The organism is Hydrogenophaga aromaticivorans, assembly GCF_013387465.1.
GTDB classification, from domain to species: Bacteria; Pseudomonadota; Gammaproteobacteria; order Burkholderiales; family Burkholderiaceae_C; genus Hydrogenophaga; species Hydrogenophaga aromaticivorans.
The window spans coordinates 760417-786459 of the sequence record NZ_VYGV01000016.1; the positions used below are offsets into that span (position 1 = coordinate 760417).

Consider the following 26043-nt stretch of genomic DNA (forward strand, 5'->3'; position numbering starts at 1 on the left):
CGGTCGGTTCAGGGCAGATCGGTGTTGACAGGGGCGGCGGTCGCGCGCGGACCGACGGTCCCCAGGCGCGAGCGCAGCGATTGGGGTTGACCGGTGAGGATCGCTGCGTAGGTCGTGGTGTTGGCGAGCACCTTCTGCACGTAGTCGCGCGTTTCGTCGAACGGGATGTTTTCGGTCCAGATGTCGCCGTCGAGCACCGGGCCTTCGCGCCAGGTGCGCGAGCGGCCGGGCCCGGCGTTGTAGGCCGCGGCGGCCAGGGGCAGCGAGCCTTCAAAGTCATCGAGCGCAAACTTCAGGTAGGCCGTTCCGATGGCGATGTTGGTGTCGCGGTCGGTGATGTGGTGCGGTCGGAAATCGGTCAGGCCGATCTTGCGGGCGGTCCAGCGCGCCGTGGCGGGCATCACCTGCATCAGGCCCGAGGCACCGACTCCGGAACGCGCGTCGGTCACGAAGCGGCTCTCCTGCCGGATCAGGCCGTAGACGTAGGCCGGGTCCAGTCCGATGCTGTTGGCCCGCTGCACCACCTCGCGCTGGAACGGCATGGGAAAGCGCTGGACATGGTCTTCGGCCAGGGCGGTGCGCAGGCTGGTGTTGATGCAGCGGTCCCAGACGCCGTTCTGGCAGGCGAGGCGGGCCGCGGCCAGCAACTCGCGTTCGCCCATGCCGCCCGGCGTGTGCAGGCCCACGCTGTAGTTCCACTCGCGCACGCCTTCGCTGCGCAGGCCCAGGCGCATGGCGGTGAGCGCGCGCTGCAGGCCGGGGTTTTGCATCGCGGCGGCCATCTCCGTTTCGGTCACGGGCGCCGGGGGCGGCGGCACCACCACGGAGCGGCCCAGCGCTTCGAGCGCCAGCTGTTCGTGAAAGCCGCGCGTCGAGGCGATGCTGCCCAACAGTTCCCGCGCCTGCGCCGTGGCGGCGATGGCGTCGGGCTCGCGCAGCGCCAGGATCGCCCGGGCCCGCCAGTACACCCAGACCGGCTGCTGGCGCCGGGCCTCGCTCATGGCCGCGATGGCGTCGCGCACATGGCCCCAGGCGCCCGCGCGCAGGCCCGCGCGCGCTTTCCAGGCCAGGTGCTCGTCGTGCATGTGCTGGTCTTGCCCGTTGACAAAATACGCCAGCGCTTCGGGCTGCAGCTTCCGGGCCGCCCGGCGGCCGATCACACCCCAGGCCCAGCTGCGCTCCTCCTGGTTGAGCTGGGCCACCCAGCGTTTGAGGTGCATCGCCTCCGCGGCCGCGGCGGGATCGTTGGCGGCCAGCCGGATCGCGGCGAGGGTCACCAGTTCCTTGGTGCGGGGCCGGATGGCGGTGAACTTGTCGTCGAGGTAGGCGGCCGGGTTCCGGATGATGGATTCCAGAATGGGCACCCACTCCGGATCGAGCAGGGCGACCGCCTGGATCGCTGCGCGCGGCTTGTTGGCGTCGAGCGCCAGGCGGGCACGCTGCCAGGCCACTTCGGGTGCGAGGTGACCGCTGTTCAGAAAGGCCTGGGCCGCAATGGCGCAACCGTCGTCGGCGTCGGGCTGGGCATGCCAGCGCAACGCGGTCTGACGCGCCGCTTCGTCGGCGGGCCTGCGCCGGGCCGCGGCATCGAGCATGAGCGCATAACACTGGACCTGCGGGTCGTCGTTCATGCGGTAGTGCGGCAGCTCGGCTTCGAAGTTCGTCCAGTCGCGGGTTTTGCCGAGATGCAGCAGCCAGTCGTTGCGCAGGCGGTCTTCCCAGTAGGTGCCGGCCATCTGCGCCAGGGCGTTGCGGATGTCTTGCGGAGCGCTGGTCTCCAAACGGGACTGGATGGTCCAGTAGCGGGCCAGCGGTTCCAGCGCATGACCACGGACCTCCGGCAGCAGCGCGTCGAGCTCGCTGGTGTTGTTGCGCCGGAAGGCGTCGCGCATGGCCAGCAGGGTTGCATCGGCGCTGCCTTGTGCCCAGGCCGCACCCTGCAGCAGCAGCGCGGCCATAATGATCACAAGACCCTGTTTCATGCTTCCCAGTTTCATGCGTCGATTATGGACAACAAAGAACTTCCGAGTGCCTCAGAAAACCTTGTCCAGCCTGTGGAGGGCAGCAAAGCCGCCTGGCGAAAACGCCTGATCGACAAACGGCAGAATCTGGCCGATCGCGCCTGGCGCAACGACCTGCTGCAGCGGGTCATGCGCGTCTGGTTGATCGAGCGGCCCGACGCCATCATCGGCGCCTACTGGCCGATCAAGGGTGAGTTCGATCCGCTGCCCGCGCTGTTCCGCTGGCAGGAAGCGGGTCTGGAGGAGGACGCGCAGGGCGCCCAGAAACACCGCCGCATCGGCCTGCCGGTGGTGAACAAGGTGGACAAGACGCTCACCTTCTACACCTGGTACCCGGGCTGCCCGATGGAAGAAGACGCCTACGGCATTCCGAAGCCGAAAGACACCGAGATCGTGGTGCCCACGCTGATCTTCGTGCCCTGTGTGGGCTTTGGTCCGGGCGGTTACCGGCTCGGCTACGGCGGTGGTTTCTACGACCGCACGCTCGCCAGCCTGCAGCCCAAACCTTTTACCGTCGGTCTGGGTTACGACTTCGCCTACGTGCCCGACCTGATGCCGGAGATCCACGACGTGCCGCTGGACGCCATCTTGTCCGATACGGGTGTGGTTCACCCCTTGCGCGGCTGACGCCCGCCTTGCAGGCCGCGGCATCGTCAGAGCCGATGCCTCTTCGTCCCGTCCAAGCCTGCGCAGGCAGGCTTGGGAGCCGCGGTCCTCAGCCCCCTCAGTGGCGCGCCTTCGGCGCTTCGAGGGGGACACACCTTGTGGCCGGGCGAAGCCCGCTTCACGGGTGCCCTGGATGAGGGCACGTGCTCCGGAGAAGTCGCACTGGCCTTTCGTGATCAGGGGTGCTCGGCGTTGGCGTGCACTTCGCTGATGCGCTTTTCGCGCCGCACCAGATACAGGCCGCTGCCCACGATGATGGCCGCGCCCAGCCAGGTGTGCGAGGCCGGCAGCGTCTGCCACACCAGCCAGTCCAGCCCCACGCCCCAGGCCAGGGCGGTGTATTCGAACGGTGCCACGGCCGAAGCCTGACCGTGGCGGAAGGCCTCGTTGATGGTCAGCTGGCCCAGGAAGCCGGTGACCGCCAGCGCCAGCAGCAGGCCGGCATGTTCGAGCGACACCGGCACCCAGTGCGGCGCGGCGAGCAGGCCACCGCCCACGGTCATGAACACCATCATGGTGAGGATCATGCTTTCGCTGCTGTCGGTGCGGCTCACCAGCCGGCCCGCCACCGCCGCCACGGCGTAACACAGCGCGGCGGCGAGCACGGCCAGTCCCCCCACGGTCACGAAGCCGGCCTGCAGCTCTTCACCGCTGGGCCGCAGGGCGACCAGCACGCCGCCGAAGCCGGCGGCAATCGCCCACCAGTGCGCCTTGGGCACGCGCTCCTTCAGCACCGGCACCGACAGCGCGGTGATCAGCATCGGCGCGATGAAGAACAGCGTGTAGGTGGCCGACAGCGGCAGTTCGCTCACGCCGCGGGTGAACAGCGCCAGCATGGTGATACCGAGGCAGCCGCGCAGGATGTGCAGCGACCATCGCAGCTGACGCAGCGTGTGCCAGCCGCGGCGCCACTGGATCCAGGCCAGCACCAGCGGCAGGGCGGTCGCCCCGCGCAGGCAGGCGATCTGCAGCGGCGGGTAGTGGCCCGACAGCGTCTTGAGCACCGCGTCCATGAGCGCAAAAAACATCACCGCCAGCAGCATGTTGACGATGCTGCGCAGGTTGCCGGCGGCGTGTTGGGAGGGCGTGCTCATGAAGATGAAGAAAAAGGCACGAAGTCTGCCTGAAAGAGAGAGGGCCTCATGGCACCACAAACGGTGCAGGCGAGGGGGCCGCTACCAGCACACGCCGAAGATCCGGCTCCGCCGGTCCAAGGGCGTGGTCCCCCTGGGGGGAAGCCGCGCAGCGGCGCAGGGGGGTCAATCTATATGGTCCACGGTATCGGGGTCCGGCACGTCGCCGATCGCCTGGCGCGTTTCTGCGGCCTGCACCTGCAGCCAGTCGCAGAAGGCTTTCACCTCCGGGCGCACCACGCTGCGCGGCGCCACCACCAGCCAGTAGACCAGGGGCGAGTCCATGCGCATCTGCGGCAGCGGCTCCACCAGGTCGCCGCTGGCCAGGCTCTCGGCCACCAGCGGCAGCCGCGCCAGCGCCACGCCCTGGCCGGTGAGCGCGGCCTGCACGATCTGGTGCGCGTAGTTGAAGTACAGCCAGCGTTGCGGTGTGAGCTTGCTCTTGACCGCGCGGGACGGCCCTCCCGGCTGGCCCTTGCCGGTCGCGGCGGGCGCTGTGGCGCCGGCGAAGGTGTCCAGCCAGCGCTGCCAGGTCAGCCATTCCAGATGGCGCGTGCGGTGCGCGTCGCCGGCTTCGATCAGCGTGACCTGGGCCAGGTCCTCCAGCCGTTTGATGCGGTGTTCCTTCAACAGCCAGGGGCTGGCCACGGGCGTGAGCTGCTCGCCAAACAGGCGGATCGCACCGGCCGGCATGGCCTGCGGCACCGCGTAGCGCAACGCCAGGTCCACATCGGCGGTGCTCAGGTCCACCGCCACGTCGGACGCGTCGATGCGGATGTCGATGTCCGGGTGCTCGCGCTGGAAGGCCTCGAGCCGCGGGATCAGCCACATCGAAGCGAACGACGCCCAGGTGGTGATGGCCACGCTCTTGCGCCCGGCGCTCTGGCGGATCTGCCGCACCGCCGCATCAATGCGCTCCAGCGCCATGCCCGCGGCGCGCAGCAGTTGCGAGCCCGCGCTGGTGAGTTCCACCGCGCGCGTGTGGCGCAGGAAGAGCGCGGTGCCGACCTCGTCTTCCAGCGCCTGGATCTGCCGGCTGACCGCACTCTGCGTGAGCGAAAGCTCCTCGGCGGCGGCGCGGAAGTTCAGGTGCCGCGCCACGGCGTCAAAGGCGCGCAGGTGGCCGGCCGAGATCGGGCGGGTGCGGGGATGGCTGGCGGGAAGCGACATGGCCGGGTCCTCTGGATTGATGCGATAACGGAATCAATAGCTTACCCCCATTTCATTGGACGGCTGGACGTCGCGGCGGGAAGATGGCACCCGTGTTGATGCCACTGGAGAACCGTATGTCACACCCCGCTGCTTCTCTTTCCGCCCGCTGCGCCGCCATCGGCAGCTGGCGACTGCACCCCGGCCACGCCATGAGCCTGAGCCCGAAGAAAACCGCCGTGCTGCGCATCTTCTGCGGCCAGGTCTGGGTGACCCTGGGTGGCCCCTACGAGGGCGCCCTGAACGAGCAGGGCGACCGGTTCCTCGGTCCCGGCGACGTGCTGGCCGTGCCGGCCGGTGCGCGTTTGGTCATGGAGCCGGTCGCGGCCCCCGGCGACACCGGGCCGGTGCATTTCGACTGGTCCGACGCCGCGGCGTCGGCGGCCCCCAGCCGCTTCGCCCGCGAGGTGGTGTCGCCCACCCGCGAGCTGGGTGCGGCACTGGGGCAGGCCGGTGTGGCAACGGCTCGCGTGCTGCGGGGCCTGCTCGGCTACAGCGAGTACCTGACGGCCGGCCGGGGACGGGTGCTGGGCCCGTACGAGGCCGGGCACTGGTGAGCCGGGCACAGCCAGTGCCTGCCCAAGCAGGCCGCTAGGGCCTGTTAACACTATTATTCCAAGATGCGTTGCGGATCAAAAAGGCCATGCGCAAGGCGCGAAACGCAGCCGGGGTCGTCCCCCCGGCCAGGCTTCGCAACGCCGCGCATGGCCTTTTTGGCCGCAACCCGAAGGGAATGGGTTGAAAACAGCGCCACTCGTTGTTGCACTCCTAGGCCAGACATCCAGTCTGGCCGTCGTCGCGCGCCTAGATTGGCGCTGTTTTCAACCCATTCGCACTTGGAAAAATAGTGTTAACGGGCCCTAGCGTGCGGAGGGCTTTTTGCGCTGCGGTGCCGGCTTGCGCGCCGCCACCGCAGCGCCCAGCGCCAGCCGGGCCCAGGGCGCCATCAGCGCGGGCGATTCCAGCGCGTCCTCGGGCGGCGTGTGGTAGTGCAGGCGCATGGACTTGCCCTTCGCCTCGTACTGGAACGGTCGCCCACCCGCCGCCAGCCACTGGGGTTCGGTTTCGGCGTTGGTCTTGAGGAACAGGGTGTCCCAGGCAATGATCGCCACGTTCATGCCATCCACCGACAGCCCAAAACCCCCGAACATGCGCGTGGCCTTGCACGGGCCCAGGCAGGACAGCAGCTCGCAGGCGTGCAGGACAAACGGATCGGTGATGGGTCTGGTGGCCATGGGTGCATCGTACTCAGTGATGCCAGCCTGGGGCACGGGTGGGACAATGTCCGAATGGCGAGACCGAAATCAGCTTCCCACGACCTCAAGCGCGAAGAAATCCTCGACGTGGCGGCGCAGTGCTTCGCGCAGCAGAGTTTCCCCGCTGCGAGCATGAACCACATCGCCACCGCCTGCGGCACCAGCAAGGCGCGGCTCTACCACTACTACGAGAGCAAGGAAGCGATCCTGTTCGACCTGCTGGACCGCTACACCCAGCGGCTGCTGGCGCTGATCGGCGAATCGGAAGCCCGCGCCCAGCGCAAGAACCTGAGCGAGCGCGATGCCCTGAACGAGTTGGTGCGCGCCTTTCTCTCGGAGTACGAAAGCTCGGCCACGCGCCATGTGGCGCTGCTGTCCGACACCAAGTTCCTCGGCGATACCCAGCGCGAACTCATCCTCAACCGCCAGCGCGATGTCGTGGCCGCCTTCACCCGCTTTCTCAAACGCGCCTACCCCGAGCGCGTCACACCCGCGAACCAGACCGCGCTGACCATGATGGTTTTCGGCATGATCAACTGGACCTTCACCTGGCTGCGCCCGGGCGGGGCCATGAGTTACGCCGCCTTTGCCGACGAGGTGGTGGCTGTTCTGGAGAAGGGTTTGGCCGGGTGAGTCCCAGCATTTCACAGGGATATTGGTTTACTTATTCGTAATTGATTTCGTTTAGTTAAAATTGGTCTGTTTGCCGATCTGCGCAGCCGACCCCCCACAGGAGACCCCCATGAGCAAAGCCTTCGCCTCCCAGGCCGACCTGGAAGACAAAAAGATCACCTTTGAACAGCTCAGCCCGCACTGCTGGGCCTACACCGCCGAGGGAGACCCGAACTCGGGCGTCATCATCGGCGACGACTTCATCATGGTCAGCGACGCCACCGCCACGCCGGCCATGGCGCGCGACCTGATCAAGCAGATCCGCACCGTGTCCGACAAGCCGATCAAGTACGTGCTGCTCACGCATTACCACGCGGTGCGCGTGCTAGGCGCCAGCGCCTACTTTGCCGAAGGCGCGACCGAGATCATCGCCAGCCAGGGCACGCTGGAGCTGATCCGCGAGCGCGGCGCGCAGGACATGCAGAGCGAGATGGAGCGCTTCCCGCGCCTGTTCCGCGGTGCCGACAGCGTGCCGGGCCTGACCTGGCCGAGCATGGTGATTGGCGGCGGTGACCCCACCAAGGGCGAGAAGCCGGGCAAGCTGTCGATCAACCTCGGCGGTGTCGTGGTGCAGATCTGGAGCCCCGGCTACGGCCACACGCGCGGTGACACCATCGCCTGGGTGGAAGAAGAGAAGGTGCTGTTCAGCGGCGACCTGGTGGAATACCAAGCCGGCGTCTACACCGGCGACGCCCAGCTCGAAGAGTGGCCCGCCACGCTCGAAGCCCTGCGCGCGCTCCAGGCCGAGTACATCGTGCCCGGCCGCGGCGAAGCCATGAAGGGCAACGCCGACGTGAACAAGGCGCTGGACTACACGAAGCGCTGGGTCACCACCCTGTTCCAGGCCGGCAAGGAAGCAGCCGCCGCCGGCATGGACCTGAAGGCCGCCATGGCCCACACCCGCAAGAGCATGGACCCGGTGTTCGGCCAGGTGTTCATCTACGAACACTGCCTGCCGTTCGACGTCAGCCGCGCCTACGACGAAGCCAGCGGCATCAAGAACCCGCGCATCTGGACCGCCGAGCGCGACATGGAAATGTGGAAGTCCTTGCAGGGCTGAGCGGGGCACGCTCGAAGACAAAAAGAAACCCGCCGAAGCGGGTTTCTTTTTTGGGATGGCCAGACAACTCCGCCGCTATTGGGTCGTGGCAGTCGTCCCGGTGGTGGAGGTTGTTTCGGTGGTATCGGTGGTGGTGTCTGTTGCGCTCGCCGGCTTCACCGTCACCGGTTGCTCCGCTTCGGCCACACGGCCGGCGCTGTCGGTCACGGTCAGGGTGATGGTGTATTCACCCGGCTCGTCGTAGACGTGATCCACCTGCTCGCCCTGGCCCTTTTCGCCATCGCCGAAGTCCCAGGCGTAGGACGCCACGACCGTGCCCTCGGGCACATTGGACACCACCGTGCCCGAGCCGTCCACGGTGAAGCTTTCGCCTGCTTCCACCGTGGTTTGATCCAGGTCGATCACCGGAATGGGCAGACACCCGGCCAGCGCCAGGGCCAGCAGGCCTGCCAGGAACAGTTTGAAGGTGCGAGGGTGTTTCATGGGCGGAGCTGGAAATGAATGTGTGCCTTCAGCGGGCCTGTTCGCTATTGGGTGCCCGATGCGTCCCGGTTGTCAAGAGTGTGAATCGCCAGGCCTGTGCGCTGCTACCATGCGCCAGCTTCACATTCCCCGATCTCACGATGACGCAGGCACCTTGTCCGTTCCAGTCTGTTGGCGCCCGCGCTGCCACCCGCGCCGCGGCGGTGTGCCTGGCGCTGGCGGGGTTTCTCTCGGGCTGTGCCTCGAAAGGGCCGGTGTCCGCCCCGCCGGCTGAGACATTCGATCCGCCCGCGCTGTCCACCCCGCCCGAGGAAAGCGCCGGCTTGCGGCGGGCGGCCCAGCGCTTGCTGAAAACCCCTTCGACCCAGACCGGTTGGACGGTGTTTCCCATGCCAGGCAAAACGTTCACGCCGTTTGAGCCGGTGCACCACGCGGGCCGGGAGGCGCTGCGTGTGCAGGCGAGCAGTTCCGTGAGCATCCTGCGCCAGCGCATGGAACCGGCCCTGCCCGCGGTGGGGCGACTGTCGTTCGCCTGGACGGCCGATGCCTTGCCGCCGACCGAGGATGTGGCGCAGGGGCGGCGCGACGACGCCGTGGTTCGGGTGCTGCTCAGCTTCGATGGCGACCGCAGCCGCCTTTCACCGCGCGTGCACCGCTTGTCGGAGATGAGCCGTCTGCTGACCGGCGAGGACCTGCCTTACGCCACGCTCGTCTACGTCTGGAGCGATGCCCATGCCCCGGGCACGGTGTTGAACAATTCCCGAACCGATCGCGTGCGCAAGCTGGTGCTGGATTCCGGTACGCATCACCTGGGACAGTGGCGCGATCACGAGCGCGATGTGCGGGCCGATTTTGTCCAGGTGTTTGGCGAGGAGCCCGGGCCGCTGCTGTCGGTGGCGCTGATGACCGACACCGACAACACCCGCAGCCAGGCGCAGGCCTGGTACGGCGCGCTGCGGCTGCTGCCGGCCGCGCCCTGAGCGGCTGACCATGGTTGGCCGTGCGCGGATGCGCGCTTCACTGAATTTCCTGCTGTTTTCATGAACCACAACGCCACCGACTGGGGCATCGTTGCCGTCTTTGCCACGGTGTATCTGGGCATGTTCCTCGGCGGCCTGCCGCGCCTGAAGCTGGACCGCTCGGGCGTGGCCCTGCTGGGCGCCATCGCGGTGATCGCACTCACCGGTCTGCCGGTGGAAGACGCCGCGCGCGCGGTGGACCTGCCCACCATCGTGCTGCTGTTCGCCTTCATGGTGGTGTCGGCTCAGATGCGGCTGGGCGGCTTCTACACCGAGGTCACGCGCCGTGTGGGCGCGCTGCCGCTGTCGCGTGCGGGCCTGCAGGCGGTGCTGATCGGCGTCGCCAGTGGCTTGTCGGCCGTTTTCTCCAACGACGTGGTGTGTCTGGCCATGACGCCGGTGGTGGCGCGTCTGTGCCTGCAGCGCGGGCTGAATCCGCTGCCGTTCCTGATCGGCCTGGCCTGCGCGGCCAACATCGGATCGGCCGCCACGCTGATCGGCAACCCGCAGAACATGCTGATCGGTTCGGTGCTGCAGCTGCACTTTGCCGACTACCTGCGCCAGGCGCTGGCGCCGGTGGGCATCAGCCTCGCGCTGTTGTGGCTGTGGCTGGCTTTTGGGCCAGGCGCTCGGGCCGGTGCCAGCGAGTTGCGCAGCCCCGCGGGGGTGCACGTGTCCACGGACGACGAGCCACCGTTTGACCGCTGGCAGACCGCCAAGGGCCTGACCGTGGCACTGGCGCTGGTGGGGGTGTTCCTGTTCACCGACTGGCCGCGTGATGTGGCCGCGCTGGTGGGGGCGGGTGTGCTGCTGCTGAGCCGCCGGTTCCACTCGGCCGACGTCATGGGCTTCGTGGACTGGCAGTTGCTGCTGCTGTTCATCGGCCTGTTCGTGGTGAACCACGCCTTCGAGAGCACGGGCCTCGCGGCCGAGGCGGTGGCCTGGCTGGCGACGCAGGGCATGCACCTCACCGAGCCCGGCGCCTTGCTGGTGCTGGGCGTGGCTTTGTCCAACCTGGTGTCCAACGTGCCGGCCGTGATGCTGCTGCTGCCGCACCTGGGCGCCAACGCCAGCGAAGCGGGCGTGATGCTCGCGCTGGTGAGCACCTTCGCGGGCAACCTGCTGCTGGTGGGCTCGATCGCCAACCTGATCGTGGCCGATCTCGCGTCGAAGCAGGGCATTGCCCTCGACTGGAAGCAGCACGCGCTTACCGGGATTCCGGTGACCTTGGCCACGCTGGCGGTGGTGTGGGGCTGGATGCGCTGGGCTGGCTGAAGCATTGCACCTGGGTGCATTCCCCGGCGCGCGACCCGCAACGATTGAAGCCACCCCAGCGCAGGGCACCGCGGAACCGGCTTTGCCGGGCCGCCAGTGCCGCCCTTGGGGGTGACGCCGAAGGCGGCGCGGGGGTCAGTGAATCGACGAAAGGAACTGCTGCAATTCGGGCGTTTCTGGTGACCCAAAGAGCTTGGCCGGTGGACCCATCTCGTGCACGCGCCCCTGGTGCATGAAGATCACGCGGTCGCTGACCTTGCGGGCAAAGTTCATCTCGTGCGTGACCATCAGCAGCGTCATGCCCTCGTCGGCCAGCGACTCCACCACCCGCAGCACCTCGCCCACGAGTTCGGGGTCGAGGGCGGAGGTGATCTCGTCGCAGAGCAGCACGCTGGGCTCCATCGCCAGCGCACGCGCGATCGCCACGCGCTGCTGCTGGCCGCCGGAGAGCTGGTCGGGGAAGGCGTCGAACTTCTCGCCCAGGCCCACACGGTCCAATAGCTGACGCGCCTTGGTTTCACCGGCGGCGCTGTCGGTCTTCTTCACCAGGCCGGGCGCGAGCATCACGTTCTTGCCCACGCTCAGGTGCGGGAACAGGTTGAAGTTCTGGAAGATCATGCCCACGTGCTGGCGCAATTCGCGCATGGCGGCGGCGTTGCCGTGCAGCAGCGGCTGGCCGTCCACGCTCAGGCTGCCGGACTGGAACACCTCCAGTCCGTTGATGCAGCGCAGCAGCGTGCTCTTGCCAGAGCCGCTCTTGCCGATGATGGCGATCACCTCGCCGGGTTTGACCTGCAGATCGATGCCCTTGAGCACCTCGTTGCTGCCGTAGGATTTGCGCAGCTGGTGGATGTCGACGATGGGGCTGGCGGAGGTCTTTGCCGCAGCTGATTCCGCGATGGCTTCAACGGGAGACATTCATTTTCCTTTCCAGGGAACGCGCATACAGGCTCACAGGGAAGCACAGCGCAAAGTACAGAAGGGCCACGCAGCTGTAGACCAGGAAGGGCTGGAAGGTGGCGTTGGTGATCATGGTGCCGGCCTTGGTGAGCTCGACGAAGCCGATCACCGAGGCCAGCGCCGTGCCTTTGACGACCTGCACCAGGAAACCGACGGTGGGCGCGATGGCGATGCGCGTGGCCTGCGGCAGGATCACGTGGCGCAGTTGCTCGCCAAAGCTCAGCGCCAGACTCTGCGCTGCCTCCCACTGGCCCTTGGGCACGGCGGCCACGCAGCCGCGCCAGATCTCGACCAGGAAGGCGCTGGTGTAGAGCGTGAGCGCCACGGCCGCGGCCATCCAGGCCGAGGTGTCCACACCAAACAGCGCGAGGCCGAAGTAGGCCAGGAACAACTGCATCAGCAGCGGCGTGCCCTGGAACAGCTGCACGTAGCCGGCGGTGAGGCGCTCGGCGCCGGGCCAGCGCGCGGTGCGCGCCACCAGCAGGGCCAGGCCGACCAGGCCACCGCCGATGAAGGCGATCAGCGACAGGCCCACCGTCCAGCGCGCGGCCAGCAGCAGGTTGCGGAAGATGTCCCACAAAGAAAAATCAACCACGGCGACCTCCGAACAGGTAACGCGGGCCAGCCCAGTTCAGCAGGGCGCGCACGCCCACCGACAGCAGCAGGTAGATGCCGGTCGCGATGATGAAGGCCTCGAAGGCGCGGAAGTTGCGGCTCTGGATCAGGTTGGCCGCGTAGCTGAGTTCTTCGGTGGAGATCTGACCGCAGACGGCCGAGCCCAGCATCACGATGATGATCTGGCTGGTGAGCGCGGGCCACACTTTCTGCAGCGCTGGCGGCAGCACCACGTAGCGGAAGGTCTGCAGTCTGGAGAGCGCCAGGCTGGCCGCGGCTTCGAACTGGCCTTTGGGCGTGGCCTCGATGCCGGCGCGGATGATCTCGGCCGCGTAGGCGCCGAGGTTGATCACCATCGCGATCACCGACGCGGTCTCGGGCGCCAGCTTCACGCCCGCGGCGGGCAGGCCGAAGAAGACGAAGAACAGCTGCACGATGAAGGGCGTGTTGCGGATCAGTTCCACATAGCTGCCCACCACCCAGCGCAGCCACAGCGGGCCGCTGCTGCGCGCCCAGGCGCAGAGCGTGCCCACCAGCAGGCCGATCACGGCCGAGATGGCGGTCAGGCCCAGCGTCCAGAGCACGCCCTTGGCGAGCAGCGGCCACTGCAGCAGCACGGCGATGAAGTCGAATTCGATGCGCATGGCGCTCTCGCAGCAATCGCCGAGACCTTATTCGGGCAAGGTGCCAGCGGGACGGCCCAGCCACTTCTTCGCCAGCGCATCGATCTCGCCCGACTTCTTGGCCGCGATGATGATCTCGTTCACCTTCAGGCGCAGCGCGTCTTCGCCCTTGGCCACGCCGATGAAGTTGGGGCTGTCTTTCAGCAGCAGCTTGTATTCGGCGCCCAGTTGCGGGTTGCGCGCCATCATGTTGCCGGCCACCGAAGCGCCGGTGGCGATGAGCTGGGTCTGGCCCGAGACGAAGGCCGAGACGGTGGCGTTGTTGTCTTCGAAGCGCTTCACGTCGGCGGTGGGCGGCGCGAGCTTGGTGAGTTCCTGGTCTTCGATGGCGCCACGGGTCACGCCGATGGTTTTGCCGGCGAGGTCGGCAAAGCTGGCGACCGTGAGCGACTTGGGCGCGAACACGGCCTGGAAGAAGGGCGAGTAGGCGGCGGTGAAGTCGATCACCGCCAGACGCTCGGCGTTCTTGCCCAGGGTCGAGATGACGAGGTCGGCCTTCCGGGTCTGCAGGTAGGGGATGCGGTTGGCGCTGGTCACGGGCACCAGTTCGACCTTCACGCCGAGCTTGCTGGCGATCAGTTTGGCGGTGTCGACATCCAGTCCCTGGGGCTGCAGGTCGGTGCCGACGAAGCCGTAGGGCGGGAAGTCGGTCGGGATGGCGATCTTGATGGTCTTGGCCTTCATCACGTCGTCGAGCGCGGTCTGGGCCTGCGCGGTGCCCAGGCTGGCGAATGCGCCGAACGCAACGGCGGTGGCGAGAAACAGGCGTTTGGTGGTCTTCATAACAAGCTTCCTAGGTAGGTTTCGGGGGCGGGGTGGGAGGGGTCTTTGGCGGCCGCGCGGCCTTTGCGGGCGCGCGGTGCCGGGGAGAGCGGGGCCAGCGCTTCGCGCAGGTTGGCCAGCGGGTCGTTGGCCGGTGCCAGGCGCAAGGCGGCCTGCACCTGGCCGATGTGTTCTTCCATCAGGCGCTCGGCCTCGGCGGTGTCGCCGCGCGCCAGCGCTTCGACGATGGCCACGTGGTCCTGGCACGACTGCACCGCGTCGTGCGTGCTCTGGTAAAGCATGGCGATCAGCGTGGTGCGGGCGGTGTAGTCGCGCAGCGTGTCGGCCAGCAGCTGGTTGCCCAGGCATTCGGCCAGACAGACATGGAAGTCGCCCAGCAGGTAGCTGCGCTGGCCCACGTCGTCGCCCTTGAGCGCGTCCTGCTCGCGCTTGAGGTGTTGCTTCAGGCGTTTGACCGCGGCCTTGTCCACCGGGCCGGTGCGGCGGATCAGGCCGGTCTCGATGACGCGACGCGCCTCGAAAGCCTCACGTGCTTCGTCGTGCGAAGGCTGCACCACGTACCAGCCGCGGCGCGAGCTGACGGTGACGATGCCGCGCGTGGCCAGGCGCACCAGCGCCTCGCGCACCAGGGTGCGGCTGCAGTCGAACAGCATCGAGAGGCTCTGCTCGCCCAGGCGGGTGCCGGGGGCGAGGCGCTGCGCCAGGATGGCTTCGATGATGCGTTGGGCGATGTCGGTGGAGCTGACCATGGAAACAACCTTTGTGGCTTGCTTCCATGCGAATTCCGTGCCATGGCCATACCAGTCTTGTATGCAAGTTTGGTGCGCCAGACTTGTGCGCCGGACGGCCAAAAACCGGCTAGGCGCACCACAAGCGTTCAGCAGGTGGCGCCGCGGTTCCCGTTCTGGTGCCTGGCCGGCCGGCGGGCCTCAGAGCGCTCCAGCCAGTGCGCGCAGGTCGTCCTGGTAGGTCTGCAGCGTCTGCACCGCGTGGGCGCGCTGCGCGGGCGTGGTGCTGTTGTGCAGGTTGGCGAACTGGGCGCAGCCGCTCTGCACCAGCTGCTGGTTGTAGGTGTTGTAGCCCGGCGTGGGCGAGGTGGTGATGCGGATCATGAGGTCGCGCACCGCCTGGGCCGCGGCCGACGGGTTGGCCTGGGCCCGGCGCACGGTCTGCAGCTGGTCGGCCTGCCGGCGCTCGCGCTCGGCCTGGGTGCGTTGTGGGTCCCAGGGGGAGCGTTGCAGCTGCTCGCGCACCAGCGATTGCTGGGCGGGGGTCAAGGGGCCATACAGTCGCTCATAGCGTTCGATGGCACGCTCCAGGCGGCGGTCCAGCCGCTGCTCGGGGCTGCCCTGCAGAAAGTCTTTCTCGAAGGTCTGGTTGCTCTTGCGGTGGTGGCGCTCCAGGTGGTCGAGCTGGGCGGGGCTGAGCTGCAGCGCCAGCCGGGCCAGGGGGTCGACGCTGCGCTCCAGCACGGTGTTGAAGCGAGCGCGCACGGTGTCGAACTCGCCGCAGGCCTGGCTCGCCGTGAGGTCCAGCGGAGCCATGCGTTGCCAGCGGCGCAGCAGATCGGCATAGGCGGGCAGCTCGCTGCTGCGGTGCCAGGCGAACAGCCCGTCGATGTCTTCGCGCACGCGGGCCGACTGGCCGTTGTCGAAATCCACGTGGCTGTCGAGCCACCAGTAGGTGAGGTTGGGGCCCTGGCTGTAACCCAGTCGCAGCGTGCTGCAGGCCGCCAGAGCCAGGCCAAGGGTCAGCACCATGGCCAGCCGCCCGACCCGCACGGCGATAATGCCCGGCTGACAAGCGCCCGCCAGCTGGCTGCGCCAACTTTCCCCAACAGAGGTGTTCATGTCGTTCCCAGTGGATGTGGTGGTGATGGCGGCCGGCAAGGGCACGCGCATGAAGAGCCAGTTGCCCAAAGTGTTGCACCGATTGGGCGGGCGCGCTCTGGCCCAGCATGTGATCGACACGGCGGCGCGGCTTTCGGCGCGCTCGGTGGTGGTGATCACCGGCCACGGCGCCGAGCGGGTCGAAGCCGGTCTGCATGCGCCAGCGGGTGGCACGCAGCTGAAATTCGTGCGCCAGGCGCCGCAGCTGGGCACCGGCCACGCGGTGCAGCAGGCCGCCCCGGTGCTGCCGGACGACGGCGTGACCCTGGTGTTGTCGGGCGACGTGCCGCTGACCCGGCCCGAGACGCTGCAGGCGTTGCTCGACCTGTGCGCGGGCGAGCGGATGGCCTTGCTCACGCTGGACATGCCCGACCCCACCGGCTATGGCCGCATCGTGCGATCGGCCGACGGCTCGGTGCAAGCCATCGTGGAGCACAAGGACGCCAGCGAAGCCCAGCGCGCCATCACCGAGATCTACAGCGGCATCATGGCCGTGCCAACGCGGCTGCTCAAAGGCTGGCTGGCGCGGCTGGACAACCAGAACGCCCAGGGCGAGTACTACCTGACCGACGTGGTGAAGTTCGCCGTGGGCGATGGCCTGAGCGTGCAGGCGCACCGCATCGCCGACGCGGTGCAGGTGGCGGGCGTGAACAGCCCGCTGCAGCTGGCCGAACTGGAGCGCGCCCACCAGCGGCGGGTGGCCGAGGCGCTGATGGAGCAAGGTGTGCGCCTGGCCGACCCGGCGCGGCTGGACGTTCGGGGCGCGCTGGTGTGCGGCCAGGACGTGGAGATCGACGTCAACTGCGTGTTCGATGGCCAGGTGTCGCTGGCTGACGGCGTGCGCATCGGGGCGAACTGCGTGATCGCCAACGCGGTGATCGAAGCGGGCGCGGTGATCCACCCTTTCACCCACATCGATGGCGAGAAGCTCGGGGTGAGCGTGGGGCCGGGTTCGCTGATCGGGCCGTTTGCGCGCCTGCGCCCGGGTGCGCGGCTGGGCGCCGAGGTGCACATCGGCAACTTCGTCGAGGTGAAGAACAGCACCCTGGCCGCGGGCGCCAAGGCCAACCACCTGGCCTATCTGGGCGACGCCACCGTGGGCGAGCGGGTGAACTACGGTGCGGGCAGCATCACCGCCAACTACGACGGCGCCAACAAGCACCGCACCGTGATCGAAGCCGACGTGCACGTGGGCAGCAACTGCGTGCTGGTGGCGCCGGTCACCCTCGGCGCTGGCGGCACGGTGGGCGGGGGGTCGACCATCACCAAGGACACACCGCCCGGCAGCCTGGCCATTGCCCGCGGCAAACAGGTGACGTTGCCCAACTGGCAGCGCCCGGCGAAGAAAAAGCCCTGAGACTGAGAGGCGGGGCCGTCTACCGATCAGGCCCGATGGCGTACGGCAGAGCGCTGCCGGGCTTGCCGGTCGCTGTCTTCGTTGCCCAAGTCCATCAGGCCGCTCATGCCCATGACCTCCGAATCGCGAAAGCCGGTCGCAGGGAAGATCTGGTCGAACTCCGAAAACTTCGACTCCAGCTGCTGGCGTACGCTCTCGGGCTCGCTCGCTTCCTTCGGGATGGGCTGGGGCAGGGCGGCCAGGTCCAGCTGCTTGCGGAACTCGCTGGGCGAGGGCATGCGGTGGATGCCGTTTTTGAGAAAAAGGAAACGCACACCCGCGGTCTTGAGAATGCGGTTCTTCATCTTCACCTGGTGGGTCTTGGCCTTGGCGTTGCTCAGGTGGTACTGCTCGATGTCGAACGCAAACATGGGCCGGCCGTCCTGGCCGCAGACCACGAAGTCCACCTGCTGCCTGGCCAGGCGCTCCTCAGCGCGCCGGCGATCGGTGGCGCGCCGGATGGAGAGCATGTCCTTGAGCTTCACCTGGGGCAACACGACCTGCCCGGGAAAGGTGTCGTGCAGGTAGTCCAGCATGGCGACCTGCTCGGGCGTGAGGATGCGTTCCGGCGTGTAGCGATCTTCCCGACCCGAGGGCTGAGGCGCATACCGCCTATAAGCCCAGACACCCAGGCCCACCAGGGCCAGGGCGATCATGAATGCGATCCAGAGTGGGAACATGCAACCTCCAAATGTGACAGCCGATTATTTTTTGAGCTGTCATTTTAGGATTCTGTAGTCACAAATTGCTACAGTGAACGCTTTGTTACCTATTGTCTGCGGGTTGGGCGCGCAAGGGAAGGGGCAGGCGGGGATCGAACTTGGCGCGCTTGATGCTGAAGAAGGCCTTCACGTTGCGCACGTTGGCATCGCTGGTGAACAGGCGCTGGGCGAGCGCGAGATAGCCGGGCATGTCGGGCGTGTGCACGACCAGCATGAAGTCGGGCCCCGGGCTCACGCGGTAACACTGCTGCACGGCGGCCTCGGCCACGGCGCGGGTCTCGAACGCATCCAGGTGTTCGGCGCCCTGGCGTTCCAGGGTGATCTCCAGCAGGGCCGTGAGGCCGTGGCCCGTCGAAGCGGCCAGTCGGTCAGGGCTGAGCAGCGCCACCTGCTTCTCGATCAGGCCGAGCTGTTTCAAGCGCTTGATGCGACGCAGGCTGGTCGGGGGCGAGACGTGGGCCAGCCCCGCCAGGGTCTGGTTGCTCATCGAAGCGTCGGTCTGCAACAGGTCCAGCAGGCGCCAGTCGGCTTCGTCAATGAAATCAGATTCCATAATTTGTTTCTTTATGATCGAAATGACTATTAATGTCAGTTTGTGAAATTTTAGGTTGTTTTAGTCAAGTAATTGGTCATTAATTTCCTGCGCGACTCGGTAGCATCGCACCTTTCTGATGTGTCTGGAGACCGATATGTGTGGCATCGTGGCAGGGGTTTCGGGGCGTGATGTCGTCCCCGTGCTGGTTCAGGGTTTGCAGCGGCTGGAATACCGCGGTTACGACTCCTGCGGTGTGGCGGTGCACACGGGCGGCCTGCAGCGCGCGCGCAGCACCGCCCGCGTGGCCGAACTGATCGAGCAGGTGAAGCTGGAGTCCATCGCCAGCGGCACCGGCATCGCCCACACGCGCTGGGCAACCCACGGCGCGCCCGCCGTGCACAACGCCCATCCGCACTTCAGCCACGGCCCCGGGCACAGTTCCACCGATGGCACGGCCGGCCGCGTCGCGCTGGTGCACAACGGCATCATCGAGAACCACGACGAACTTCGCGTCGCCCTGCAGGCCAAGGGCTATGTGTTCGAGAGCCAGACCGACACCGAAGTCATCGCGCACCTGATCGACTCGCTCTACGAAGGTGACGTGTTCGCGGCCTTGCAGGCGGCGGTGGCGCAGTTGCACGGTGCCTATGCGCTGGCGGTGTTCCACAAGGACGAGCCGCACCGCGTGGTCGGCGCACGCGCCGGTTCGCCGCTGATTCTGGGTGTGGGCGAGGGCGGGCAGGAGCACTTCCTGGCCAGCGACGCCATGGCCCTGGCCGGCGTGACCGACCAGATCGTCTACCTGGAAGAGGGCGATCTGGTGGACCTGCAGCTCGGCCGTTACTGGGTGACCGACGGGCAAGGCCGCAGTTTTGACACCACCCAGCGCCCGGTGAAAACCGTGCACGCGCACAGCGGCGCGGCCGAGCTCGGTCCCTACCGCCACTACATGCAGAAGGAAATCTTCGAGCAGCCACGCGCCATCGGCGACACGCTCGAAGGCGTGGGTGGCATCACGCCCGAGCTGTTCGGCGACGGTGCCTGGCGCATCTTCAAGGACATCGACAACGTGCTCATCCTAGCCTGCGGCACCAGCTACTACAGCGGCTGCACGGCGAAATACTGGCTGGAAGACATCGCCAAGATGCCGACGCAGGTCGAGGTGGCGAGCGAATACCGCTACCGCACCAGCGTGCCCAACCCGCGCACCCTGGTCGTCACCATCACGCAAAGCGGCGAGACCGCCGACACCCTGGCCGCGCTGCGTCACGCGCAGGGTCTGGGCATGAAGCACACGCTGACGATCTGCAACGTGGCCACCAGCGCCATGGTGCGCGAATGCGAACTGGCCTACATCACCCGCGCGGGGGTGGAGATCGGCGTGGCCTCCACCAAGGCCTTCACGACGCAGCTCGCCGGTCTGTTCCTGCTCACGCTGGCGCTGGCCCAGGTGCGCGGCCACCTGAGCGACGAACAGGAGGCGCAGCACCTGAAAGCCATGCGCCACCTCCCCGTGGCGCTGCAGGCCGTGCTGGCGCTGGAGCCCCAGGTGATCAGCTGGGCCGAAGACTTCGCGCGCATGGACAACGCGCTGTTCCTCGGTCGCGGCCTGCACTACCCGATCGCACTCGAAGGCGCCTTGAAGCTCAAGGAAATCAGCTACATCCACGCCGAAGCCTACCCGGCCGGTGAACTCAAGCACGGCCCGCTCGCGCTCGTGACCAGCGCCATGCCAGTGGTGACCGTGGCGCCCAACGACACGCTGCTTGAGAAGCTCAAGAGCAACATGCAGGAGGTGCGCGCGCGCGGCGGCGTGCTCTATGTGCTCGCCGATGCCGACACCCGCATCGGCAGCAGCGAAGGCATCCACGTCATCCGCATGCCCGAACACTACGGCGCGCTCAGCCCCATCCTGCACGTGGTGCCGCTGCAGCTGCTGGCGTACCACACGGCGCTGGCCAAGGGGACGGATGTGGACAAGCCCCGAAACCTGGCCAAGAGCGTCACGGTGGAGTGAGTCTGGGTGCGAAGCTGTAAGCTTTTATTCCGTGCAAATAAAGTCGTAAACCGTCCATTAAAGTCGTAAACCGTCCAATAAAGTCGTAGACCGATTTGATGGTTTTTTTGTACTCTCCTTGCATACACCTAGGGGTATGACCACCTTCAGCCTTGATCGACTTTGGTCGGGTCTGAGTGAACTACCGCTCAGGAACTGCAAGTCAGATTGCGTGCCTTTCCGACCGTTTCAGGCTGATCTCCGACACTCGAACCTAACGCCTGAAAGTTCGCGTGTTGCGCAACTGGTCATTGGCCGAGCAGGGTCTCAAGCGACCGCTTTGTTGCTCAGACCGGTCACTCTATTGATGCGAGCCGGGCAAGGTAGCAGGAGCAACTGATCACACCAAGGATGAATTGGTTCTCCCGACCCGCTGCGGTCGGTGTTGATGTAGGCAACGATCCCAGAAAACCGTCCGAGAAACCGGGGGAATCCCACCCCGGATACTTGGCGGCACGGCTTATCGGAACCATTGCGAAGAGCATCCGCAGTTGGCCCGCGGGTCCGAAACACGTAGCCAAGGTCTTCTCAAAGAATTAGATCGGCCAGAACCATAGAACGTCCAAAAGCATTCTCTGGTGTGGTGACCTCATGGCTGCACCGAGCAGTGCGAAGCTGCCACATGAGCCGCTCGGTGCGATGCCTCGTAGTGTGCAAGCGGCTCATTACCATTTAACGCAACGAGCAAATTTTCAGCAGCCTGCAACTCGATGGCTCGGCGAACCTTCTTCACCGCCGAACCAATGTGGGGTGTGAAAACCGTGGAGGGGTGTTGCAAGAGTTCCGGATGAATCTGGCGTGGACGGTCTGCCAGCAGCCAGTCTTCCATCTCGTACACATCGGCGGCGTAGGCACCCAGGCGCTCGTCCTTGAGCGCCCGTGCCACGGCAGCCTCGTCCACAACCGAGCCTCGCCCAATGTTGACCAGGATCTGCCCCCGCCGAACACCTTCAAGCATGGTGTCATTGACGAGGTGACGCGTTACGTCCAGCAGCGGAACGGCCAGAATGACATAGTCGGATTGCGACAGGGCCTCACCCAGGCTCACCATGGTCAGGCGTTCGTCATCACCATGCGGGTCCACGCCCAGCAGTTGAGCGCACCCAAATCCGCAGAGGCGGTCAACGATGGCCCGTCCCACGGCGCCCAGGCCAACGACCGACACGACCGAGCCGTGCAGACCTATTCCATACAGCTGAGGACGCCAGCCGGCGTAGCCCCTGCGAATACGGGTGTCACCAGCGAGCACGTGACGCGCAGCGGCAATGGCCAGACCGATGGCCAGCTCTGCCGTGGGCTCTGTCAGAAGGTCTGGCACAAAGCTCACGCTGACCCCCGCTTGTGCACAGGCCATCAGGTCAAAATTGTCATACCCTTTCAATGCGCAAGCGATGGTCTTGAGCCGTGGAGCGTTCAACAAAGTTCGCCTGTTTACCCGGTCAGGCATGAACGCCATCATGGCGTCGGCGTCCTTCAGGTGGAGGTAAAGCTCTTCCTCGCTCCAGGGCTCAGGCCCTTGATTCATCACTACATCACCGGCGGATCGAAGACGCGCCAGAACTGCTTCATGGATGGGCTGCGTCACCACAATTTTCGGCATCATTACCTTCCTCTCTCTTTCTATTTCAGATGTTTGCGAAGCGCCGACCCAATGCCGTCGACCACGAGCACGCATATGAGGATGGACAGCAAAATGGCGGAGACCTCGTCGTACTTGATCAGGCGCAGAGCTGCCATGAGTTCGAAGCCAATGCCGCCCGCACCCACGATGCCCATCACTGCCGATGCGCGAAAGTGATATTCCCATCGGTAGATGGTGATGTCCGCCAACTGGGGCAAAACCTGCGGTAACACAGCATGGGTGATGACCTGAAACCGGCTTGCGCCCGCGGCCTTAGCGGCCTCCAGAGGTTTCGGGTCCACGTGCTCTATGGCTTCGGCGTAGAACTTGGCCACCATGCCCGTGGAATGCAGGGCCAACGCCAGCACACCAGGCAATGCCCCAAAGCCCACGGCCGCGACGAACAGAATGCCCAGGATGATTTCAGGCACAGACCGAAATGCAGCCAAGATGGTTCTGACGATTCGCCCAACCACCGCATTCGGCGCGGTGTTGGGCGCCGCCACCAGGGCCAGCGGCAACGACGCCAGAACGGTCAGCGCCGTGCCTGCGATCGACATGGCTAAGGTGTCACGCAATGGAATGACCCAGTGCTCCCAGCGCTCGAAATTCGGCGGCACCATCTCTGAGGCCAACTGCTGAATCGCTGGGCCGCCTTCGATGAAACGCTGCGCGTCAAAGAAGCCGGTGACATACAAAGCCACCACACAGACGAACAGAACGACACAGGCGGCGCCCAGCCGTTTGAGTCGCTGCTGTCCGTCGATGGCAACTATGGATTCCAGAGCAACAGACGTCACTGCATGCGCCCCAGATCAAGCTTCAGAATTTGTGCGGTGTCACGCAGAACGTCGTAGGCCTTGTCATCGGTCGCGGCAAAGGCCTGCACACGGAATGACTTGAGAATCTCGGCGTCCTTCATCTCAAGAAAGGCTGCACGGATGGCTGCTTTCAACTCGGGCGTGAGGTTGCCCTGCATCGCGATGGGGTAGTTTGGAATGGGAGCTGACAGTTCGAGTTGCACGATCTTGTTGGCATCCACCGTGCCCTTGGCGATGAGGTTGTCCAGAATGGGTTTTGACAACGCGCCAGCCGGAATTTGCCCTGCCTGAACGGCTCGGGCCACGGCGTCATGCGTGCCCAGGTAAACGGGGCGGTAGTCGGTCTCACCGTCAAGCTTGTAGTTCTTGAGCAGGTGCGCGCGCGGTGCGAGGTGGCTGGACGTTGAAGCCTGGTCGCCAAAGCCAAACGGCTTTCCTCGAACGTCAGCCAGCGTCTTCACCGGGCCGCCCGCCGTGGCAATGAGAACCGACTGGTAGGTCGGAGAGCCGCGCTCCACGCCAACGGCAAAAGGCTCAATGTTGGGCGCCTTGGACTTGGCCAGTACGTAAGAGAACGGTCCAAAGTAGGCCACCTCGATGCGGCCAAAGCGCATGGCTTCAATCATCGACGAGTAGTCCGTAGTCACCGTAATCTCTATTTCCTTCTTCAGGGTCTGTTCCAGGTACCGCTTCAGAGGCTGTGCGTTCTGAATGATGGTGGCGGCGTTTTCGTCCGGCAACAGTGCAACGCGAAGCTTGGAAGGATTTTTGCCCTCGGCATGGGCGCCAAGTGGCAACAGGGCGGCCAAAGTGACGGCAGCGATAAATTGGAAACGGCGACGATTCAGCACGGTAAAAACTCCTTGGATTGAGAGGGGGAATCAAATTGACTGCCCATGTTGGCAGGTGAGGAAGAACGGGACGGTTCGACAGGTGACGACTTCGCGTACAGGGCAGACTGGGCTTCTTCCGTCAACTGCGCTGCTGTCCCGTCGAACACCACCTGGCCCTGGCGAAGGCCCACAATGCGGTCGGCGAACATGCGCGCGAGGTTGACTTGATGCAGACTCACGATGGCCGTGAGTCGGTCTTTCTTGCAGATGTCGTGAAGCAGGGTCAACACACTCTGCGCGGTCGCCGGGTCGAGGCTGGCCACCGGCTCATCGGCCAGCAGCAGGCGGGGCTTTTGCACCAAGGCACGCGCAATGCCAATGCGTTGTTGTTGCCCACCAGACAAGGTGTCTGCCCGTGCTAGGGCTTTCTCAAGCAGGCCTACGCGGTCAATGGCCGCCAGCGCCTCCAGCTTGTCAGCCTTGCTCCAAGGCCACAACGACGCCAGAGATCCGCGGGTGGCGAGCTTGCCCATCAACACATTGGCCAGCACGCTTTGCCGCCCGATCAGGTGGTGCTGCTGGAACACCATGCCGCAGTGGCGCCGATGCTCAAGAAGGTTGCGTTTTGAGACGGTGCCGCCCGGCAGATCGGCCACCGACACCTCTCCGTCTGTGGGGCTAACCAAGCCATTGATGCTGCGCAGCAGCGTTGACTTTCCCGCGCCCGACGCGCCCAGCAGCACAAGGAACCCGCCATGCTGTACCTCCAGCGAGGTGGGCGCAAGCGCTGTGTGACCATCGGCATAGGTCACCGTGATACCCCGCAAGCTCAGATGGCTCTCGCGAATTGCAGTTTTCATAGCTCGGTTTCATTTGTTGTGGTGCGCTAGACGCACACCAGGACTCAAGTGGTCAGAGGTATCTCTCGGGAAAGAGGAGGTTCTGGAAGAAACAGCTTCAGTGGAAGCACAGCTCAAGTCTGGGTGACCAAGGTGTCATGAATATGAAACTTTCATCCCTAAAAATGAGGGCACCCATAGATCACATCAATGTCTGGACTCAGCCTCCTCGCAGCCTTGAAGGCCTTTGACGCAACGGCCCGAGCCGGCAGCATGACCGCTGCCGCGAGAGTGCTCGCTATTCAACAACCGACTGTTTCTTCACACATACAGCGCCTGGAGGTCGACTTCGGCGTGGAGCTTTTTCATCGGCGCGGACGGCGGCTTGAACTCACGTCCTTTGGACGCACTCTGTTGAACTACACCCGGCGTACCTTCAGTGGCGAGGAAGATGCGCACGCACTGCTCGCTGCTGCGAAAAATCAATACGTAGGGCGACTGGTCATCCATGCCATCGGGCCGCACAACGTGCTGCCCGTGTTGAAGCTGTTCATGAAACAGTTCCCCCAGGTCAACGTGGCTGTTGGCGTAGGCGACTCGCGAACCATCACCGAAAAGATTCTTGACTACCAGGGAGACGTGGGCATGGTGCTCAATCACGTCGCTCACCCAGATCTATTTGGCGCGGCTTACCGTACCCAGCGATTGGTGATATTCGGCAACACCCAACACTCACTCGCGCAACGGGCCACTCTCAAACTGCGTGATCTGCAGGGTCAGAGGTTCGTCATCCGAGAGGAAGGATCGACGACCAGACGCGTGTTTGAACAAGAACTAAAGGAGCGAGGCGTCGAGGTGCAGGTGGCTCTGGAGATGGGCAGCCGCGAGTCCGTTCGAGAGGCGGTGGCGGAGGGGCTGGGCCTAGGCGTCGTGGCGGAAACAGCCTACAGGCCAGATCCTCGCCTTGTTAAGTTAACTATTTCAGACACCAGCATGGCGACACAGGTGCACTTCATCTGTAGAAAGGAGCGGCATCAAGCTCCTCTGATCTCGACCTTCCTGGGTTTGGCGCATAGCGTAAGTCAGAAAATTGCCTAGGTATGGAACTTGGATTCCATGCAGCCGTGGGGCATGGGACCGAGGGGCAACTGTTCGCCTGTAGGCCGACTTAAGTTAAGGGTTGTAGGACGCCCGTAATCGCGCGGCGATCCCATCTTGACTGCGGGGCGCGGTCGTGTATCTGAATATGCGCTGTCAGGCTGACTGCCAGCGGTATGGCAGCAGCTCGCCGATCTGGGTGGCGGGCTGCATGGGCAGGCGTGCCATGACATCGCGCAGGTAGGCGTAGGGTCGTGCCCGTTCATGGGGAGACGTGTGCTAGACCATGACTGCAGCTCCCTCGATACCGGTCATCGATGCTGCCGCGCTGCTGGGTGAGCCAATGACAGCTTTGTGCCAGGCACCGTGAACTCAGGTCACGGCCGCGACCGACAGCA

26 protein-coding genes and 1 pseudogene are annotated in these 26043 nt (G+C 65.5%); 9 read left to right on the plus strand and 18 right to left on the minus strand.

Annotated elements, in window-relative coordinates; genetic code table 11:
• Positions 1–8 precede the first annotated feature (8 nt).
• On the minus strand, positions 9–1982 hold the full coding sequence (locus F3K02_RS20695) for a lytic transglycosylase domain-containing protein (RefSeq protein WP_246309611.1): 1974 nt from the start codon (positions 1980–1982) through the stop codon (positions 9–11).
• Between the two features lie 24 nt (positions 1983–2006).
• On the opposite strand from F3K02_RS20695, the gene F3K02_RS20700 reads away from it, so the two are divergent.
• A complete protein-coding gene (locus tag F3K02_RS20700; RefSeq protein WP_177137495.1) occupies positions 2007–2648 on the plus strand; it encodes a 5-formyltetrahydrofolate cyclo-ligase in 642 nt (213 codons plus the stop codon).
• Positions 2649–2863: 215 nt separating this feature from the next.
• On the opposite strand, the gene F3K02_RS20705 is transcribed toward F3K02_RS20700, so the two are convergent.
• Entirely contained in the window at positions 2864–3781 is a 918-nt protein-coding gene (locus tag F3K02_RS20705) for a DMT family transporter (RefSeq protein WP_177137496.1), read from the minus strand.
• 165 nt (positions 3782–3946) lie between these two features.
• Positions 3947–4990 (minus strand): LysR substrate-binding domain-containing protein, encoded by a 1044-nt coding sequence (locus F3K02_RS20710; protein WP_177137497.1) that lies wholly within the window; start codon positions 4988–4990, stop codon positions 3947–3949.
• 116 nt (positions 4991–5106) lie between these two features.
• Here F3K02_RS20710 and F3K02_RS20715 point away from each other — a divergent pair, with 116 nt between their 5' ends.
• On the plus strand, positions 5107–5586 hold the full coding sequence (locus tag F3K02_RS20715) for a DUF2917 domain-containing protein (RefSeq protein ID WP_177137498.1): 480 nt from the start codon (positions 5107–5109) through the stop codon (positions 5584–5586).
• A 303-nt stretch (positions 5587–5889) separates the two neighbouring features.
• Here the strand turns inward: F3K02_RS20715 and F3K02_RS20720 are convergent, their stop codons facing one another.
• Positions 5890–6264 (minus strand): TfoX/Sxy family protein, encoded by a 375-nt coding sequence (locus tag F3K02_RS20720; RefSeq protein ID WP_177137499.1) that lies wholly within the window; start codon positions 6262–6264, stop codon positions 5890–5892.
• 54 nt (positions 6265–6318) lie between these two features.
• On the opposite strand from F3K02_RS20720, the gene F3K02_RS20725 reads away from it, so the two are divergent.
• Both F3K02_RS20725 and F3K02_RS20730 read left to right on the plus strand, forming a co-directional pair.
• Complete coding sequence (locus tag F3K02_RS20725) at positions 6319–6918, plus strand: TetR/AcrR family transcriptional regulator (RefSeq protein ID WP_177137500.1); 600 nt, start codon at positions 6319–6321, stop codon at positions 6916–6918.
• Between the two features lie 109 nt (positions 6919–7027).
• Entirely contained in the window at positions 7028–8017 is a 990-nt protein-coding gene (locus tag F3K02_RS20730) for an MBL fold metallo-hydrolase (protein ID WP_177137501.1), read from the plus strand.
• A gap of 75 nt (positions 8018–8092) precedes the next feature.
• On the opposite strand, the gene F3K02_RS20735 is transcribed toward F3K02_RS20730, so the two are convergent.
• A complete protein-coding gene (locus F3K02_RS20735) occupies positions 8093–8500 on the minus strand; it encodes a PKD domain-containing protein (protein WP_177137502.1) in 408 nt (135 codons plus the stop codon).
• Positions 8501–8640: 140 nt separating this feature from the next.
• On the opposite strand from F3K02_RS20735, the gene F3K02_RS20740 reads away from it, so the two are divergent.
• Both F3K02_RS20740 and F3K02_RS20745 read left to right on the plus strand, forming a co-directional pair.
• On the plus strand, positions 8641–9480 hold the full coding sequence (locus tag F3K02_RS20740) for a DUF3047 domain-containing protein (protein ID WP_281362852.1): 840 nt from the start codon (positions 8641–8643) through the stop codon (positions 9478–9480).
• Positions 9481–9540: 60 nt separating this feature from the next.
• Positions 9541–10794, plus strand: coding sequence for an anion transporter (locus tag F3K02_RS20745; protein WP_177137504.1), 1254 nt, complete (start codon positions 9541–9543; stop codon positions 10792–10794).
• 135 nt (positions 10795–10929) lie between these two features.
• On the opposite strand, the gene F3K02_RS20750 is transcribed toward F3K02_RS20745, so the two are convergent.
• From F3K02_RS20750 to F3K02_RS20775, 6 genes are all read right to left on the minus strand, one after another.
• On the minus strand, positions 10930–11712 hold the full coding sequence (locus F3K02_RS20750; RefSeq protein WP_218179501.1) for an amino acid ABC transporter ATP-binding protein: 783 nt from the start codon (positions 11710–11712) through the stop codon (positions 10930–10932).
• Complete coding sequence (locus F3K02_RS20755) at positions 11699–12349, minus strand: ABC transporter permease subunit (protein ID WP_177137505.1); 651 nt, start codon at positions 12347–12349, stop codon at positions 11699–11701. Before F3K02_RS20755 ends, F3K02_RS20750 begins: the two co-directional genes overlap by 14 nt.
• Complete coding sequence (locus F3K02_RS20760) at positions 12342–13013, minus strand: amino acid ABC transporter permease (protein ID WP_177137506.1); 672 nt, start codon at positions 13011–13013, stop codon at positions 12342–12344. The genes F3K02_RS20755 and F3K02_RS20760 overlap by 8 nt, the downstream gene beginning before the upstream one ends.
• A 27-nt stretch (positions 13014–13040) precedes the next feature.
• Positions 13041–13835, minus strand: a complete 795-nt coding sequence (locus F3K02_RS20765) for a transporter substrate-binding domain-containing protein (RefSeq protein WP_177137507.1) — start codon at positions 13833–13835, stop codon at positions 13041–13043.
• The gene (locus tag F3K02_RS20770; protein ID WP_177137508.1) at positions 13832–14584 is read right to left on the minus strand and encodes a GntR family transcriptional regulator; all 753 of its coding nucleotides are present in this window, start codon (positions 14582–14584) and stop codon (positions 13832–13834) included. Before F3K02_RS20770 ends, F3K02_RS20765 begins: the two co-directional genes overlap by 4 nt.
• A 180-nt stretch (positions 14585–14764) precedes the next feature.
• Positions 14765–15685 (minus strand): DUF6279 family lipoprotein, encoded by a 921-nt coding sequence (locus F3K02_RS20775; protein WP_177137509.1) that lies wholly within the window; start codon positions 15683–15685, stop codon positions 14765–14767.
• On the opposite strand from F3K02_RS20775, the gene glmU reads away from it, so the two are divergent.
• Positions 15684–17081 carry a bifunctional UDP-N-acetylglucosamine diphosphorylase/glucosamine-1-phosphate N-acetyltransferase GlmU gene (gene glmU / locus F3K02_RS20780; RefSeq protein ID WP_177137510.1) on the plus strand — a complete coding sequence of 466 codons (1398 nt, stop codon included), beginning with the start codon at positions 15684–15686 and terminating at the stop codon, positions 17079–17081. The two genes, F3K02_RS20775 and glmU, sit on opposite strands and share 2 nt — an antisense overlap.
• 26 nt (positions 17082–17107) lie before the next feature.
• Here the strand turns inward: glmU and F3K02_RS20785 are convergent, their stop codons facing one another.
• Complete coding sequence (locus tag F3K02_RS20785) at positions 17108–17800, minus strand: DUF2726 domain-containing protein (RefSeq protein ID WP_177137511.1); 693 nt, start codon at positions 17798–17800, stop codon at positions 17108–17110.
• A gap of 85 nt (positions 17801–17885) precedes the next feature.
• A complete protein-coding gene (locus F3K02_RS20790) occupies positions 17886–18395 on the minus strand; it encodes an Lrp/AsnC family transcriptional regulator (RefSeq protein WP_177137512.1) in 510 nt (169 codons plus the stop codon).
• 136 nt (positions 18396–18531) lie between these two features.
• On the opposite strand from F3K02_RS20790, the gene glmS reads away from it, so the two are divergent.
• Complete coding sequence (glmS, locus tag F3K02_RS20795; RefSeq protein WP_177137513.1) at positions 18532–20394, plus strand: glutamine--fructose-6-phosphate transaminase (isomerizing); 1863 nt, start codon at positions 18532–18534, stop codon at positions 20392–20394.
• Positions 20395–21022: 628 nt separating this feature from the next.
• On the opposite strand, the gene F3K02_RS20800 is transcribed toward glmS, so the two are convergent.
• Genes F3K02_RS20800 through phnC form a run of 4 tightly spaced genes read right to left on the minus strand, consistent with a single transcriptional unit; the run spans position 21023 to position 24568 of the window.
• Positions 21023–22033 (minus strand): phosphonate dehydrogenase, encoded by a 1011-nt coding sequence (locus F3K02_RS20800; protein WP_237707184.1) that lies wholly within the window; start codon positions 22031–22033, stop codon positions 21023–21025.
• 20 nt (positions 22034–22053) lie between these two features.
• Positions 22054–22854, minus strand: a complete 801-nt coding sequence (gene phnE / locus F3K02_RS20805) for a phosphonate ABC transporter, permease protein PhnE (RefSeq protein WP_008903165.1) — start codon at positions 22852–22854, stop codon at positions 22054–22056.
• Entirely contained in the window at positions 22851–23726 is an 876-nt protein-coding gene (phnD, locus tag F3K02_RS20810) for a phosphate/phosphite/phosphonate ABC transporter substrate-binding protein (RefSeq protein ID WP_008903164.1), read from the minus strand. Before phnD ends, phnE begins: the two co-directional genes overlap by 4 nt.
• Positions 23720–24568 carry a phosphonate ABC transporter ATP-binding protein gene (gene phnC, locus F3K02_RS20815; RefSeq protein WP_008903163.1) on the minus strand — a complete coding sequence of 283 codons (849 nt, stop codon included), beginning with the start codon at positions 24566–24568 and terminating at the stop codon, positions 23720–23722. The genes phnD and phnC overlap by 7 nt, the downstream gene beginning before the upstream one ends.
• Positions 24569–24757: 189 nt before the next feature.
• Here phnC and F3K02_RS20820 point away from each other — a divergent pair, with 189 nt between their 5' ends.
• Positions 24758–25645 carry a LysR substrate-binding domain-containing protein gene (locus F3K02_RS20820; protein ID WP_086926349.1) on the plus strand — a complete coding sequence of 296 codons (888 nt, stop codon included), beginning with the start codon at positions 24758–24760 and terminating at the stop codon, positions 25643–25645.
• 156 nt (positions 25646–25801) lie between these two features.
• Here F3K02_RS20820 and F3K02_RS20825 read toward each other — a convergent pair.
• A pseudogene (locus tag F3K02_RS20825) lies at positions 25802–25911 on the minus strand (transposase domain-containing protein); the annotation flags it as partial.
• Between the last annotated feature and the right edge of the window lie 132 nt (positions 25912–26043).